Raw genomic sequence first — 15,306 nt, forward strand, 5'->3', positions numbered from 1 at the left:
ATAAAAAAAATCAAACATCATTCAGTTGATGTTTGATTTTTTAAATATCTAAGGCCCTAGCGAGCGAACTGGCTAGGGCTTTTTTATGACTTAAAGGAACTTGATTGGGAAATCAATGAAAATACGCGTTTCGTTGGTATCTCCATAACCATTCGCTCCGACATCGCTTTCACGCAAAATCGAGTAACGTGCACGGATTTTTAAATCCTTGGCAAAACCGCTTTGAACGGTATAGCTCAATTGGTTAAAGAACTCACGCTCGTTGGCATTGTCAATGTTAGTGCCGATCACATCGATATCCCAGCCATAAACAAATGCAGTGGTCCACTTCAAGCCTGGTACGTTATACGCGCCCAAATCGAGGTTATATTGCAATTGAACTGATTTCTCGCCTTTGCTGTTAAAGTCTGAAAGGTAAGAGTTTGGCAAATAAATACTTTGACCACCGTCTTGGTTGGCACCGTAGTCATAGCCAATACCACCGGTATTTTGCTGGTAAGCACCCATCACTGAGTGTGCACCTTGACTATATGTTGTAGAGAAGGCCCAGATATAGTTATTGAGATCTTCTGTACGTGTATTTGGTCCACCTGAGAAGTAAGTGTCTGCACCTGGCTTAAACTTGGTGCTATAGCCAGCCCATTCGTAACTGAGAGAACTGTCATTTGCCAGTGGTTGCTTATAAGCAGCACTCACGTAATGACGTTCAATTTTATCTTTGATGTCAGCGCCGTAATACGAAGCATTCAACTGATCGTTAAACTTGTATTTTGCACCCCAGACATATGCGCGATCCAAACCGTTTTGGTCAGTTGCAATATGCTCTGGCAATTGGTTCTTGGTAAATTTACCTGCAACAAGCTCAAGATCTTTGATTTCATGGCTGGTAATCAAAGTCCCTTCAAAATACTCTGGCGTGTTACGAGTGGTCATGCTGGCCAAAACAGGTAAATCAAGCACCTGAGTACCGTAGGTTAAGGTGGTATTTGATGCACGTGCTTTTACAAAGCCGCCACCACGTGTCCATTGATCGTATGGATCAACGCGACCGTTGGCATCACGAGCACCATTATTTTTAAGTGCAACCATGCTGTTGCCAGAATGATAATTATCGCCCAACTTAAATGAAAAATCGCCGACTACACCAGCAGCAAAACCAATCGGACCTTGAGTAAAACCAGACTCAAGATTCAGCATCGCCGATTGAACCCAAGAATTTGTATCTTGCAGTCCTTTCTTTTTATCGCGCTGGATAAAACCGTTGCGGAGTAAAACAGAACCCTGAGCACCTTCAACAAATCCTTTTGCATCGCTTTGTTCGCTTGCATATGCTGAAGTAATAAGTACAGCGTTGATCACAACTGCTAACGTAAGCTTTTGTGCTTTTAGCATTGAATACCTCGAGAAGATAAATTGTAATTTTTGTTTCTAAGAAGGCTTAGAAAATCACAAAATTGTATAGATAATCTATAGAAAAGATACATTTTTTATCAACATATTTTTCGCATTGTTTTCCAGTTTTCTACATAATCCTTGCAATTTATATATTTAGTTACATGTAGGTGAGATTATTTTTGCTTAAAAAATACGCATCAAATAATTTTATTGCATATTTTTTGTGCGTAAATGCAGTTTATTGCTTATAAAGTGAGCAATCTTGGTGCATTCAAAATTATTTTGTTACAGCTAATGGATTTAACGCTTTAAATACCGCTCAATTTTTTTTATATCTATCTTGTGAAAAATGCACCATGCTGTGTCCGACTGAACCATAAGTAACAATTTGTACAACGTAAAAAATCGTATAGCCAGATACTCAATTGAAAGCTTTGATTCAGGGTTAAAATAAAAATCAAAAATAACGCCTTGTTTAACTTCAAAAAATCTCTTTTACGAGCCGCATTTTCGCGAGTTTTTTCAAACTTGGCATAGCATTTGCTAAATCTTTATCGATCCAAGTCAAAAAATCAAAAGTCTGTTGGTCATGCCCAACACGGGGGAGAATTACAATGAAAAAATTTGCATATCAAGTCGCAGTTCTAGCCAGCTTGGCAGCAAGTACAACTGCGGTGATGGCAGAAGACAAGCCGACAATGGCAGGTTTTTCGGTATCTGGGAACGTGGCTGCAACAACTGACTATCGCTTTCGCGGGGTAACACAGAGCTCGAATAATCCTGCAATTCAGGGTGGTTTTACTCTTAACCATGAATCTGGTGCTTATCTGACGCTTTGGGGGTCAAGTGTCGATTTCGGTATTAAAGGAAATTCGACTGAAACCGATGCATCGCTCGGTTATGCCAGCTCTTTTATGCTTACACCAGACTATAAAGTCGGCTATGACGTCGGCGTGACTTACTATGGTTATATTGGCGCAAAATCTAACTTTACCAACCCGTACAATAATAAAACCGGTTTGGCCTTCACCGAAGTATATGGCAAATTAATTTTTGCAGATACGCTACTTAAGGGCGACAGCATCACCACCGGAATCAATTACACGCCAGATTACTGGGGTCGTACTGATGATTTCTGGTACTTCAATGTCGGTTATAGCGCACCGATTGCAGACACAGGTTTTACCGGAATTGCATCTTTGGGCTACAACAAATTTAAAAACAAAGAAGCACTGGCCGTGGTGGCAGGTGGTCCGGGTACCGACGACAGTTATCTTGATTACAAATTTGGTGTGCAATACAACATTTTGGGTGTAACGGCTGAATTGGCGGGTGTGGGTACCGACATCAGCACCTCTGGCATGACCGATGCCGGTAAAAAACCGTATGATTTGGGTGCTGTGTTGACCCTATCCAAAACTTTCTAATGGGTTAAATATAAAAAAGACCGCTCTATGCGGTCTTTTTTATTTAGCTCATATCGGTACGATACGATAATGCTTCATTCAAATGGTGCCGCTCAATGAGTGGACTTTGCTCCAAATCTGCGATGGTTCGTGCCACGCGCAGTACCCGATGATAAGCCCGAGCCGATAAATTGAGTTTTTGCTGCGCCAAAGACATAATTTTTTCAGTTGCAGGACTAAGCTGAGCAAATGCTTCAAGCTGTTTTGGTGATAGCGCCTGATTTAAGCATTGCTGGCGTTGGATCTGATAGTGATAAGCCTTTTGCACACGTGCGCGAACACTTGCTGAATCTTCAACAGGCGCCGTATTTTGTAGTTCGTGTGCTTGAAGTGGCGGTACATCAATATGTAAATCGATACGGTCAAGTAACGGGCCAGAAATTCGACCTTGATAACGCTTAATTGCTTCGGGTGTGCATTGACAGCGTTGATCCTGATTAAAGGCATAACCGCACGGACATGGATTCATTGCAGCGATCAATTGAAAATTGGCCGGAAATGAAATTTGACGTGCAGCTCTTGAAATCGTGATGGCTTTGGCTTCTAGCGGCTGCCTTAAAACCTCCAGCACCTTGCGATCAAACTCGGGCAGTTCATCCAAAAAGAGTACGCCCAAATGCGACAGCGTGATTTCGCCGGGCTTTGGGTTTGATCCACCCCCCACCAAGGCGATGGCTGAAGCAGTATGATGCGGTGCTCGAAATGGCCTTAAACCAAATGGATGACGGGTATTTGCAATTGAATAGATGCTGGCCACTTCTAGATTTTCTTGGGCAGACAGTGGTGGCAATATGCTGGGTAAGCGTGACGCCAGCAAAGTTTTACCTGTTCCCGGTGGCCCTCTAAATAAGAGTGAGTGTCCTCCAGCTGCCGCAATTTCAAGAGCGCGGCGAGGACGTAGCTGACCTTTGACATCGGCAAGATCAAAAGGGTAGTGATGTAGATCGTGATCTTGTATCAATACAACCGGATCAAGCGGATGAATCTTTTGAAAGTGATCACAGACCTGTTTTAAATGGCTGGCTGCATAGGCCTGAAACTGTGGTAACTGACCAATTTCAAGACTGTTGTCTTGCGGGGCAATGAGTTGATGTCCTGCCTGCTGACAGGCAATTGCTATGGTCAATGTGCTACTGACGGGACGAAGATGTCCATCGAGAGCCAGTTCGCCTACCAATTCATAACCATCGGTGCAGCCTTCGGGGAGTTGTCCAGATGCGACCAAAATTCCCAAGGCAATGGGAAGGTCTAAACGTGACCCATCTTTGGGCAAATCTGCTGGAGCAAGGTTTATTGTGAGGCGTTTACTGGGAAACTGAAAGCCACTGTTGATAATGGCTGAGCGCACCCGATCTTTACTTTCGCGAACGGCAGCCTCTGGTAAACCAACGATGGTAAGTGATGGAAGCCCTTGACTTAAATGAACTTCTACTTCAATTTGTGGTGCGTGTAACCCTAAGACTCCTCGCGTGAGAATTTTGGCAAAAGACATGATATTATTGTTCCATTATGGTGCTTTTTTTAAATAATTTTAAATCGAAAAAGTGCGCTAAAAAGAGGCTTATTGATTATTTTGGAGGTGCTCTTCAAGTAATGTGATTTGTTCTTGTAATTGAGTAAGACGCATATTGGCCTGTTCGAGCGCGATACGTTGACGTTCGATTTCGTGATGAGACACCAAATCGAGTTTCTCGACAGCTTCGTTTAAAAGCGCACGTAAATTGTGTTCAAGGTCTTTTTTGGGTTGATCCATCTGCTCAAGAATGGCAGCAATAAGCGTCTCAATCATAACGTATACACAATGCTTTATAAGATTTGAGCCCAGTTTAGCATCCCTGCTATTTTGGCTAAAGTCTAGATTATCAAAACAATCTTAATTCATTCAAAAAATTAATCGTTCTTAGAAAAAAGCCGAATTTTTAAGGTCAAAGCTACATCTGAAAGGGCAAATAGGTTATAAAGACAACTCATGCTTTTATTTCTATTTCCCCCAACCTTAGACATATTGGCATGAAAATTGAACATAAAACCTTACTGGTGAAAGAAGCCGAAGGAAAACAAACATGAAGCTCGTAACTGCAATTGTAAAACCATTTAAGCTGGATGATGTGCGTGAGGCCCTTTCCGAAATCGGAGTTCAAGGGATTACTGTCACGGAAGTGAAAGGATTTGGACGTCAAAAAGGCCACACTGAATTGTACCGTGGTGCTGAATATGTCGTTGATTTTCTTCCAAAAGTAAAAATTGAAATTGCGATCAGCGATGAAATGGTAGATGCCGTGATTGAATCAATCACTCGCGTTGCAAGCACAGGAAAAATTGGTGACGGAAAAATCTTTGTAACGAACCTAGAACAAGTGATCCGTATTCGTACAGGCGAAACTGGAGCAGATGCCGTTTAAGTGTTGGCATAAAGTTTGCTGAGTACAAAATAACTCATAAAAATTGAGGTTGGGGGATACGAATGAAAAAAATGCTTTTAGCGCTAAGTCTATCTGGTGCGCTTTTAGGTGGTTCGGCGGCATGGGCAGAGAATGCTGCATCTGCGCCGACAGCCGAAACAACAACCGTTGCTGCAACAACAACACCAGCACCTGTGACTGGTACGGTAGAAGCACCGTCCACCGCATCGACTGAGGCAGCGCCTGCACCAGCAGCAACACCTAAAATGGATTCGGGTGATACCGCGTGGATTCTGATCTCCACAGCTTTGGTTCTTTTGATGACTATTCCGGGCTTGGCACTTTTCTACGGCGGCATGGTGCGTAAGAAAAACGTTTTAAGCACCATGGCACATAGCTTTGTCGCGGCTGCAATTGTGAGTTTGGTTTGGGTTGTTATTGGTTATACCTTGGCCTTTAGTCCGGGTAATGCCTTTGTGGGTGGCCTCGATAAAATCATGCTCTCAGGAATCACCACCACAGCACTCAGTGGCACTATTCCAGAAATTCTGTTTGTTATTTTCCAAATGACCTTTGCAATCATTACGGTTGCCATTATTAGTGGTTCGGTTGCAGAGCGTATGAAATTTGGCGCGTTTGTGGCGTTTATCACCATTTGGGTGATTGTGGTCTATGCACCTATTACCCATTGGGTGTGGGGCGGTGGCTGGTTAGGTAGCGATGGTGCACTTGATTTTGCCGGTGGTACCGTTGTTCATATCAACTCGGGTGTTGCTGGTTTGGTTGCTGCTTATATGTTAGGTAAGCGTATTGGGTTGGGTAAAGAATCCATGGCACCACATAATCTTGCACTTACAGTAATTGGTGCAAGCTTGCTTTGGGTGGGCTGGTTTGGATTTAACGGTGGTTCTGCACTTGCAGCCAATGGTGCAGCAGGATACGCATTGGTCACCACGCAAGTGGCTGCCGCTGCTGCCGCGCTTTCTTGGGGGCTGGTTGAAAAAGTGGTACGTGGCAAAACCTCATTACTTGGCTTACTTTCTGGTGCGGTCGCAGGTTTGGTCGTGATTACGCCGGCAGCAGGTTTTGTCACCGTCAGCGGCGCATTAATTATGGGCTTAATCGGCGGTGCAGTATGCTTCTGGGGAATTTCAGGTTTGAAGCGTATGCTCAAAGCAGACGATTCTCTAGATGCATTTGGTCTACATGCTGTAGGTGGTATTGCCGGCGCGATTTTAACAGCTGTTTTTGCAAGTCCGTTCATCATGGGCGACAAAGCACCTGCAAGCGTTGTACATCAGCTTTGGATTCAAATTGAAGGCGTACTTGCGACTATCGCGTACAGCGCAGTACTGACCTTTATTATCCTCAAAGTGATAGATGTGATCATTGGTATCCGCGTGACATCTGACGACGAGCGTATGGGCTTAGACTTGAGCCAGCACGGCGAACGCATCGAATAATTTGCTCTTTTATAAAAAAACAGCCGCTCAGGCTGTTTTTTTTATGTCGTTGTGTTGGTGCGATTTTTCAAGCGTCTAATTTTTTGCTACATTAGCTCAAAGAAATGAATTCATTTGAGCTGCCATGCATTGTCCATTTTGCAACGCCGCAGACAGCAAAGTGATTGATTCACGTCTGGCGGCTGAGGGATGTCAGATTCGTCGTCGACGCGAATGTATCAGTTGCGGCGAGCGTTTTACCACTTTTGAAAGTTATGAAGTTGTCATGCCACGTGTGATTAAATCGAATGGTAAAAATGAACCTTTCGATGAGGCAAAACTTCGTCGTTCCCTGATGCATGCCCTGCAAAAACGTCCCGTGACTCAAGACCAGATCGAAGCCGTTTTAAGTGATATCCAGTTAAAGATCCGCCGTTTGGGCGAGCGTGATGTGAAGTCCCGCGTGATTGGTGAAATTGTTATGCAGGCGTTGTTTGCGCTCGATCATGTGGCTTATGTTCGCTTTGCCTCGGTTTATCAAGATTTTCAGGATGTCGAGGCTTTTCGTCGTCAGATTGAACAAATGCAACAACGTGAACAAGAGTATTAAAAGATGATGGCTGAAGTTGATCGTGATCACCACTGGATGTCTCAAGCATTACTACAAGCCAAATCGGCACAGTTTCGTACCCGTCCTAATCCTGCCGTTGGTTGTGTGATTGTCAAAGATGAGCAGATTATTGGGCGTGGTGCAACTGCACAGGTGGGTGGACCACATGCCGAAGTTTTTGCATTACGTGAAGCAGGTGAAAAGGCACGCGGCGCGACAGCTTATGTGACGTTAGAGCCATGTGCGCATTATGGCCGCACTCCACCATGCGCCGAAGCGCTGATTCATGCGGGATTGTCGCGTGTGGTGATTGCAACACTCGATCCGAATCCACTGGTGGCTGGCAAAGGTCAGACCATGTTGAATCAGGCAGGCATTATCACACAAGTGGGCGTGCTAGAAGATCAGGCACAAGAACTGAATCGGGGGTTTTTAAAGGTCATGGCGGGAGGTTTACCTTATGTACGCCTTAAAATTGCAGCCAGTTTAGATGGACGTACGGCCATGGCATCGGGAGAATCCAAATGGATTACCGGCGCCGATGCACGACTCGATGTGCATTACTGGCGTGCTCGATCGGCTGCGATTGTGACTGGAATAGAGACAGTATTGGCCGACGATTGCCAGCTCAATGTTCGCTCGTTACCAGCGGTTGACGATATTCAGGAAATTGTACAGCCCAAACGTGTCGTGCTGGATCGACAAGGTCGTTTGCCCTTAACTGCAAAAATCTTACAGCAGCCAGAGATGCTGATGGTCATGGGGCCATTTCGTCAGGAACTTGCAGACTTAGGTGTGGTACAATTGGCTGTTCAACCCTTAGATACGTTATTAAAGACGATGGCACACACCTATCATCTTTACGATGTGATGGTTGAAGCCGGTGCCACTTTATCGACCGCATTCTTGCAACAAGGTTTGGTCGATGAATTGATCAGCTATATAGCACCGACATTGCTGGGGCGAACCGCGCGCACCATGTTTCATGCAGAATTTGAAAGCATGGCTGAGCAGCGACGTTTTCAGTTGATTGATCTGGCTCAGCTCGGTCAAGATATCCGCTTAAGGTTAGTTCCGATTCAAGAGACAGTATGAATTCAGAGGCTTCGGTTTACCATAAACGCCGCCATGCGGCGCGAACGACAGATGAGTATTTATTTCATCAGTTGGTTCCATACCTGGGGAACAAACGTCGTTTGCTACACCTCATTCTAGAAGCACTAGAAATTACTGGAACACTCAATAGCAAGAAAAAAAATCCTCCTATTTTTGCCGACTTTTTTGCAGGTAGTGGCGTGGTCTCACGTCTGGCCAGACAAAATGGCTATCGTGTGATTGCAAATGACTGGGAACCATATAGTCATGCACTGAATCACGCGATATTGGCCTGTACCGATGCGCCTGCTTTTAAGGAATTGGGCGGTTATCAAAAAGCCATTGATATCCTGAATCGGTTACCTGAAGTAAAAGGCTGGGTGACGCATAATCTGTGTCCACGCAATGACGATGTTTATGATCCAAGTCGAGATCGCTTGTTTTTTAAACGCCGTAACGGGATGCGAATCGATGCCATTCGTCAGCAGATTGCTACATGGCAGGCACAAGGTGCGATTAACGATGTCGAAATGAGTGCCTTGCTTGCGCCCTTGTTGTATTCGGCCAGTTTTGTGAGTAATACCAGCGGTGTCTTTAAGAGCTTTCACCAAGGCTGGGGCGGACGTACACAGACTGCATTAGAGCGAATTGAGTCGTTATTGTGGCTGACGCCAAGCCGTTTTTGTGAGATTGGCGATCCGAAACGACCAGCCGCTGAAATGTGGTGTGTCGATGCACAGCATCTGGCCTCACAAATGAGTAGTTTTGAGGTCGATGTTGCTTATCTGGATCCTCCTTATAATCAGCATGCCTACAGCAGTAATTATCATGTATTAAATGCACTTACGCTTTGGGATCAAGCCGACTTACCACCGCCAGATACCAAAGGTTATAAGAGCGGGATTGATCGTGCATGGCGTAAAGAGCGTCCAAGCCCCTATAATTCTTCAAAATATGCCAAAGATGCATATGAGAAACTGCTCGAAACCATCAATGCGCGTTATATCCTGACCAGCTATTCGACCGATGGAAACATTGAGCCAAAAGATTTGCTCACAGCCAATCTGAAGCGTGGCAAAGTGACCTTGCTGACGCAGGATGTACCGCGCTATCGGGTGAGCAAGCAGCGCCAGTCGGAGCGGGCACGTGTACTTGAGTTTATTGTGATCACAGACACGCACGCAAAATCTGGCCCACCACTACGGCAGTTACTCGGACAACTGTATCATTTTGCCGAATTGGGTGGGGTTGATACGTCGGGGAACAGCACCCAACTGGCCTTGTGGTAATTACGGCTGAATTAATCTTCTACACATTGGAGAAAGTACCATGTTTACAGGCATTATCGAGAGTCTTGGCAAGGTCGAGAGCGTTCAGAATGTCGGTGGTGATGTACGGCTGCGTATTCAAACCGATTTAGATATGTCGGATGTCCATTTAGGTGATTCGATTGCCACCAACGGTATTTGCCTGACCGTAATTGAGTGGGGGGATAACTGGTACGCGGCGGATGTTTCCCGCGAAAGTTTAAACCGAACCACACTCGGCCAGTGGAAAGTGGGCCAGCCGGTCAATGTGGAAAAAGCCATGTTGCCGACCACGCGCTTTGGTGGACATATTGTGAGTGGGCATGTGGATGCAGTGGGCGAAATTACCGTGGTGCGTGAAGATGCGCGTTCGATTTATTATGAAATCACAGCACCTGTAGAAATTGCCAAATACCTTGCCGAAAAAGGTTCTGTCACCGTAGATGGGATTAGCCTGACCATCAATCATTTGCGCGGCAATATTCTGAGCTTGAATCTGATTCCTCACACGGCTGAGCGTACCAATATTGGCACCTGGAAAACTGGCAGCAAGGTCAATTTGGAAGTCGACGTATTGGCACGTTACATCGAGCGACTTTTGCTGGGTGACAAAGCCGCTGAACACACCCATCAATCGAATATCAGTATGGCATTTCTGGCCGAGCACGGCTTTATGAAATAAGCAAAAAAAGCAGGCGGATCAGCCTGCTTTTTTATTTCTGGTGTCGGGTGTGATTTGAAAAATTTGAACGACTTAAAATATAGTCAATTTCTTCTTGTGCCGACTGCTTTAACTGGCTGCGAAACTGGGCAACGGCTTCTTCAATGCGCGTATCTGCCTCAAGTTCGAGGCGCAAACGTACGCTTTCAAGCTCCGAGATGATTTGACTGTCGGAAATACGGCTAGCACGTGAGTAATCCATACTGACATCTGGATTTTTATGATAGCGTGCAGCGAGTTGCTCAACCTCAGAGTCAATCTGAGCTTGTAGCTCAGCCAAAACCACGCTTTGTTGCTTGAACTGCTGAACTTCATCGGCATAAAGTGCGGCGTGATAACGGGCTTGCTCGGCACGTTTTTCTGCCAGTGATTTCTCTAGTGCTTGTTGCTTGCGAATGCGCGCTTGCTCGATCAGTTCTGCTTTAAGGGCAGCATAAGCCTCTTCAATCTGTTGCTGTGCAAGCTGTTGATGTTTTTGATCGTGCTCGATCCAGTATTGAATTGGAGTTTTTGGCTCTAATAAATCGCAAATCCGGTCAAGATCGTCTTTGAAGGTCTGGCGAACCGCCTCCGGTGCATTGAGCCAACGCGTTTTAAAATCATGCCCGACATTTAATGCCACAATAGTCTCCTTCAACAACTCTACGCGATGTCCTTATAATTTAAAGGTACGCGGTTCAACCCCTAAACGACGATAGAATTTGAATTTTTCTCGTCCAATCTGTTTGGCCGCTTCGGTATTTTCAATAATTTCAATAATGTGACTAAACTGCATGCCATGTTCAAGAGCATGATTGTTAAAATTAAAAATAATCCACTCTGCGCTATCAGGCAATTGCTCTGAAATACATACCGCTGCATCGGGCTGGTTAATTCCATGCCCGATAAAGCTTTCAGCATCAAAGGTCCAGAGTTTTTCATCCAGTTCTTTTTGCAGCTCCAGTACTGGACAGTACCACCATAACTTTTGTTGCTGTTTGATGAGCTTGCGGACCAAACGGCAAGCACTATCGACTTGCCGTTCCTGACTGGTTTCAAACAGATAAAAACTAACTTTAGGCATTCGTTTTTACACGATTGGCCAAGAATTGAACCAAAAGCGGTACTGGACGGCCGGTTGCGCCTTTGGCTGTTCCAGATAACCATGCAGTACCGGCAACATCAAGATGTGCCCAGCGATATTCTTGAGTAAAGCGTTGCAAGAAGCAGGCTGCGGTAATTGCACCACCATGTGGCCCACCAATATTGGCCATGTCGGCAAATGGTGAATCGAGTAATTCTTGATACTCATCCATCACAGGAAGGCGCCATACACGGTCAAATGCATCTTCACCTGCATGCTGTAATTCAAGTGCTAACTCATCGTCTGGTGAAAATAAGCCACTCACCACCTTGCCAAGAGCCACCACACAGGCGCCAGTCAGTGTCGCAATATCAATCACCACGCTTGGATTAAAGCGTTTGATGTAGGTAAGGGTATCGCACAGTACCAAGCGGCCTTCGGCATCGGTATTTAAGATTTCCACCGTTTGACCGCTCATGGTGGTGACGATATCACCTGGTCGAGTGGCTTTATCTGACGGCATGTTCTCGGCAGCAGCGACTGCACCCACCACATGAATAGGTAAGCGCGACTCACATAAAGTGCGCATCGTGCCAAGCACAGATGCAGCACCGCACATATCAAATTTCATTTCATCCATGCCTTGTGCGGGCTTGAGTGAAATCCCCCCAGTATCAAAAGTGACGCCTTTACCGACTAGCACCACAGGCGCCTGTTCAAGCTGCGCATTATATTCAAGTGTAATGAGGCGTCCAGGACGAGCAGCGCCTTTGCTGACAGCCAAAAAGGCATTCATGCCCAAATCAGCCATTTGCTGTTCGTCTAGCACACTCACCTTCAGCAGATCTGGGAATTCGGCAGCCAAGGCTTTGGCTTGTTCGGCCAGATATTCTGGAAAGCAGATATTTCCTGGGCGATTCCCTAAATCACGTGCCAAACCTTGACCTGAAGCCAATGCTTCGATCAGGCTGAGTTGGTCGGCATCAAGCGTGGTCGAGGTCGCAATCAAATCGATACGTTCAAGTAAAGTTTCTGTTTTTTTAGATTTGAATTCGTTAAAACTGTAATTGGCTTGAGTCAGACTCAGGGCAAAAAGATAATGTAATTCGACAGGTAAGGCCGAAATATCGAGTACGATGTGTTGGAATTTGGTGTTTGCTGTTTTTATCACGCTTTGAGCGAGCTTGGCCAGTTTTGCCGCTTTAAGCTCTGCCAAATCACCCAAACCGATCAGTAGCGCATTTGGATAGGCCGCGATTTTTTCAATCAGCGGGAGAGTATCGTTAAAACCAGCCTTAAACTGTGTTGTGGCAAGAGTCGCGTCTAATCCATTAATTTTATATGTATTTTGTAATGATTTTAGTGCCTCTTCATGGGTGAGTGCGACAAAAAATCCACGCGTTTGTGTTTCAGGTGCAGTCGATTGAAGGGTAAATTTCATGGGGCTTTTAATACCTGTTCGCCATTGATTAACTTCTGACATTGAAACATTTTCTTTAAGCCAGTTTCAATGTGCAACACACGGATAGGTTTTATATTTTTATCATTCGGGTAAACTAGCAGAAGTTTGAATTGCCTTTTTGGAAGCACTAATTTGATTATTCGGCGTTATCTCGTCAAACAAGTGGTATCGACGTCCTTGGTGGTGATTGCCTTATTGACCTTGATCATGATGGGCGGTCGATTAATCAAGTACTTTGGTGTTGCTGCTCAGGGTCGTTTGGATGTAGGGGTACTGTTTAGCATTATTGGCTATCGTATGCCTGAATTTTTGACCTTGATCTTGCCTTTAGGCTTTTTTATCGGCTTGATGCTGGTGTTTGGCCGTTTATACGTCGATCATGAAATGGCCGTACTCAACAGTAGTGGTATCAGCCGGATTCGCCTAGGACATCTCTTGGTGCCGCTTGCGCTGGTTTATTTAATTTTTCAGGGCATTTTGATGCTGTGGATGACGCCGTGGGGCTTACGTCAGTTTGATCAGCTCTCGAGCAGTCAGGCCGTACGTACCGGATTTGATTTGGTTCGACCCAAAGAATTCATTTCATCTGGGCCCTATACCATCTACGCTGGCGATTTATCTGAAGATCGTAAAAATCTGAAAGATATTTTCTTTTATCAGCGTGCGCAAAAAGAAGGTAAGCCAGATGTCATGATTCTGGCCAAAGAAGCGACGCGTGTGGTACTCGACGATGATACTGCAAACGTTGTAGACCTCATTCAAGGTCGCCGATACGAGATTCATGCAGGGCAGCCAAAATATTCACAAGCCGAATTTCAACGCTACCGATTACGCTTGGAAAACGATAAGTCTGCGACTTTTGAAACCGATAAAGTTGAAGCACTGCCGACCACAAAAATCTGGAATAAGTGGAATGATCCCGTCATTGCCAGTGAAATGGGCTGGCGAATCTTTGGACCATTTACCATCGTGATTGCCCTAATGATGGCGGTGGCACTGTGTGAAGTGAGTCCACGCCAAGGGCGCTACTACCGTCTGATTCCTGCCATCTTTATTTTTGCGAGTTTGATTGTTTTAATGATCGCGATTCGTACTCGAATCAGCAAAGATGAATTGGGTGTCTGGGCTTACCCGGCCGCACTGGTGATTTATGGCGCTGCGGCAGCACTATTTGCACGCAAACAAAAACTGGCACCAAAAATTAAGAAACAGATCAAGCGAGTGAGGGCATAATGTTAGCACGTCGAATAGTTGCACAGCATGTGACCAAAACCACGGCGCTGGCAATGCTGGGTACCACGATTGTTTTGGTGATTTTGCAGGTGCTGTTTACTTATTTAGGTGAATTGTCCAACTTAAAAGAAGGTTACAACGCGTGGCAGGCATTTTTGTACGTGTTGTGGGGCGCACCGCGTTATTTGTATCAAATTTTACCGGTTTCCGCGCTGATTGGTTCGGTACTGGGTCTCGGTACACTGGCATCCAACAGTGAGCTGATTGTCATGCGTTCGGTCGGCATTAGCTTATGGCGTATTGTGGGCTGGGTGATACGTTCCGCCTTGCTATTGGTGGTGTTGTCATTTGTTTTAAGTGAGTGGGTTGTCCCTTATACCAACGAACGTGCCAACAGCATTAAGAGCCATCAGTCGGTCGCGGCACTTGGTGAGGTACGCGGTTACTGGTCTAGAGAAGGTCAGCGCTTTATTTATGTCGACTATGCCAACTCACAAGGTCAGCTTAAGCGCATTCAGGTGGTCGATTTTGATCAGGATTACCGTTTGAAATCCATCACTAATGCCGATCAAGGACAGTTTGTCAAAGATGGGCAATGGACGCTGGGCGGTACGCAGCAAATCCAGTTGCAACCGGAAGGGGATGCGGTCAAAACAGTCGCGGCACAACAGCCATTCTCTTTAGCGTTACAACCTAAATATGTACACATGGTCACCATTGACCCTGAAGATTTGTCATTTAGCCAGTTGGTGAGCTTCATGAGCTATATGCGTGAATACAGCCAAGTACCAAAAACCTATCAGTTGGCATTTTGGAAAAAAGTCGCATCGCCATTTTCGCTGATTACATTGGTATTGATTGCGTGTTCATTTATTTTTGGACCACTGCGCCAGCAATCGATGGGCTTTCGTCTGGTTATCGCCTTATTTATTGGTCTTGGTTTTTACTATTTGCAAGACTTTTTAGGTTATGCCAGTCTGGTCTATACGCCATCACCGGCGTGGTTTGTACTTGGCCCGATCGTATTGCTATGTGCCGCGGGCAGCTATTTACTCTATCGGGTGAAGTAGGATCGGCTACATCAATTGAGTGTATGATCGACAGGATATA

15 protein-coding genes are annotated in these 15,306 nt (G+C 45.4%); 9 read left to right on the forward strand and 6 right to left on the reverse strand.

Annotated elements, in window-relative coordinates; translation table 11 throughout:
- Positions 1–90: 90 nt before the first annotated feature.
- The gene (locus ADA42_RS14850) at positions 91–1,392 is read right to left on the reverse strand and encodes an OprD family outer membrane porin (protein ID WP_048765995.1); all 1,302 of its coding nucleotides are present in this window, start codon (positions 1,390–1,392) and stop codon (positions 91–93) included.
- 617 nt (positions 1,393–2,009) lie between these two features.
- Between ADA42_RS14850 and ADA42_RS14855 the strand changes: the two genes are divergently transcribed.
- Positions 2,010–2,822 carry a TorF family putative porin gene (locus tag ADA42_RS14855; protein ID WP_004932151.1) on the forward strand — a complete coding sequence of 271 codons (813 nt, stop codon included), beginning with the start codon at positions 2,010–2,012 and terminating at the stop codon, positions 2,820–2,822.
- Positions 2,823–2,865: 43 nt separating this feature from the next.
- Here the strand turns inward: ADA42_RS14855 and ADA42_RS14860 are convergent, their stop codons facing one another.
- Positions 2,866–4,353: a YifB family Mg chelatase-like AAA ATPase gene (locus tag ADA42_RS14860; RefSeq protein WP_025096170.1), complete on the reverse strand. Its 1,488-nt coding sequence runs from the start codon at positions 4,351–4,353 to the stop codon at positions 2,866–2,868.
- 69 nt (positions 4,354–4,422) lie between these two features.
- A complete protein-coding gene (locus tag ADA42_RS14865; protein WP_004932220.1) occupies positions 4,423–4,650 on the reverse strand; it encodes an accessory factor UbiK family protein in 228 nt (75 codons plus the stop codon).
- A gap of 274 nt (positions 4,651–4,924) precedes the next feature.
- Between ADA42_RS14865 and glnK the strand changes: the two genes are divergently transcribed.
- The 6 genes from glnK to ADA42_RS14895 all read left to right on the forward strand — a co-directional run bounded on the left by glnK (position 4,925) and on the right by ADA42_RS14895 (position 10,399).
- Positions 4,925–5,263, forward strand: coding sequence for a P-II family nitrogen regulator (gene glnK, locus ADA42_RS14870; RefSeq protein ID WP_004281042.1), 339 nt, complete (start codon positions 4,925–4,927; stop codon positions 5,261–5,263).
- 62 nt (positions 5,264–5,325) lie between these two features.
- A complete protein-coding gene (locus tag ADA42_RS14875; RefSeq protein ID WP_025096172.1) occupies positions 5,326–6,726 on the forward strand; it encodes an ammonium transporter in 1,401 nt (466 codons plus the stop codon).
- Positions 6,727–6,850: 124 nt separating this feature from the next.
- Positions 6,851–7,315: a transcriptional regulator NrdR gene (nrdR, locus tag ADA42_RS14880; RefSeq protein ID WP_004932226.1), complete on the forward strand. Its 465-nt coding sequence runs from the start codon at positions 6,851–6,853 to the stop codon at positions 7,313–7,315.
- 6 nt (positions 7,316–7,321) lie between these two features.
- Positions 7,322–8,410 (forward strand): bifunctional diaminohydroxyphosphoribosylaminopyrimidine deaminase/5-amino-6-(5-phosphoribosylamino)uracil reductase RibD, encoded by a 1,089-nt coding sequence (gene ribD, locus ADA42_RS14885; protein WP_048766037.1) that lies wholly within the window; start codon positions 7,322–7,324, stop codon positions 8,408–8,410.
- Complete coding sequence (locus ADA42_RS14890) at positions 8,407–9,699, forward strand: DNA adenine methylase (RefSeq protein WP_004932229.1); 1,293 nt, start codon at positions 8,407–8,409, stop codon at positions 9,697–9,699. Before ribD ends, ADA42_RS14890 begins: the two co-directional genes overlap by 4 nt.
- A gap of 40 nt (positions 9,700–9,739) precedes the next feature.
- Complete coding sequence (locus tag ADA42_RS14895; protein WP_004932232.1) at positions 9,740–10,399, forward strand: riboflavin synthase; 660 nt, start codon at positions 9,740–9,742, stop codon at positions 10,397–10,399.
- Between the two features lie 31 nt (positions 10,400–10,430).
- On the opposite strand, the gene blhA is transcribed toward ADA42_RS14895, so the two are convergent.
- The 3 genes from blhA to ADA42_RS14910 are packed head-to-tail and all read right to left on the reverse strand — an operon-like array spanning position 10,431 to position 12,942.
- Complete coding sequence (gene blhA, locus ADA42_RS14900) at positions 10,431–11,060, reverse strand: cell division protein BlhA (protein ID WP_048766000.1); 630 nt, start codon at positions 11,058–11,060, stop codon at positions 10,431–10,433.
- 33 nt (positions 11,061–11,093) lie between these two features.
- Positions 11,094–11,501 carry a DNA polymerase III subunit chi gene (locus ADA42_RS14905; protein WP_004932238.1) on the reverse strand — a complete coding sequence of 136 codons (408 nt, stop codon included), beginning with the start codon at positions 11,499–11,501 and terminating at the stop codon, positions 11,094–11,096.
- On the reverse strand, positions 11,494–12,942 hold the full coding sequence (locus ADA42_RS14910) for a leucyl aminopeptidase (RefSeq protein WP_048766039.1): 1,449 nt from the start codon (positions 12,940–12,942) through the stop codon (positions 11,494–11,496). The genes ADA42_RS14905 and ADA42_RS14910 overlap by 8 nt, the downstream gene beginning before the upstream one ends.
- A 153-nt stretch (positions 12,943–13,095) precedes the next feature.
- Here ADA42_RS14910 and lptF point away from each other — a divergent pair, with 153 nt between their 5' ends.
- Together lptF and lptG are read left to right on the forward strand one after the other, a co-directional pair.
- Positions 13,096–14,196 carry an LPS export ABC transporter permease LptF gene (gene lptF, locus ADA42_RS14915; protein ID WP_004932245.1) on the forward strand — a complete coding sequence of 367 codons (1,101 nt, stop codon included), beginning with the start codon at positions 13,096–13,098 and terminating at the stop codon, positions 14,194–14,196.
- A complete protein-coding gene (gene lptG / locus ADA42_RS14920; RefSeq protein WP_004932247.1) occupies positions 14,196–15,266 on the forward strand; it encodes an LPS export ABC transporter permease LptG in 1,071 nt (356 codons plus the stop codon). The genes lptF and lptG overlap by 1 nt, the downstream gene beginning before the upstream one ends.
- Positions 15,267–15,306: the final 40 nt, after the last annotated feature.

Source organism: Acinetobacter sp. 243_ASPC (assembly GCF_001054715.1).
GTDB lineage: Bacteria > Pseudomonadota > Gammaproteobacteria > Pseudomonadales > Moraxellaceae > Acinetobacter > Acinetobacter soli.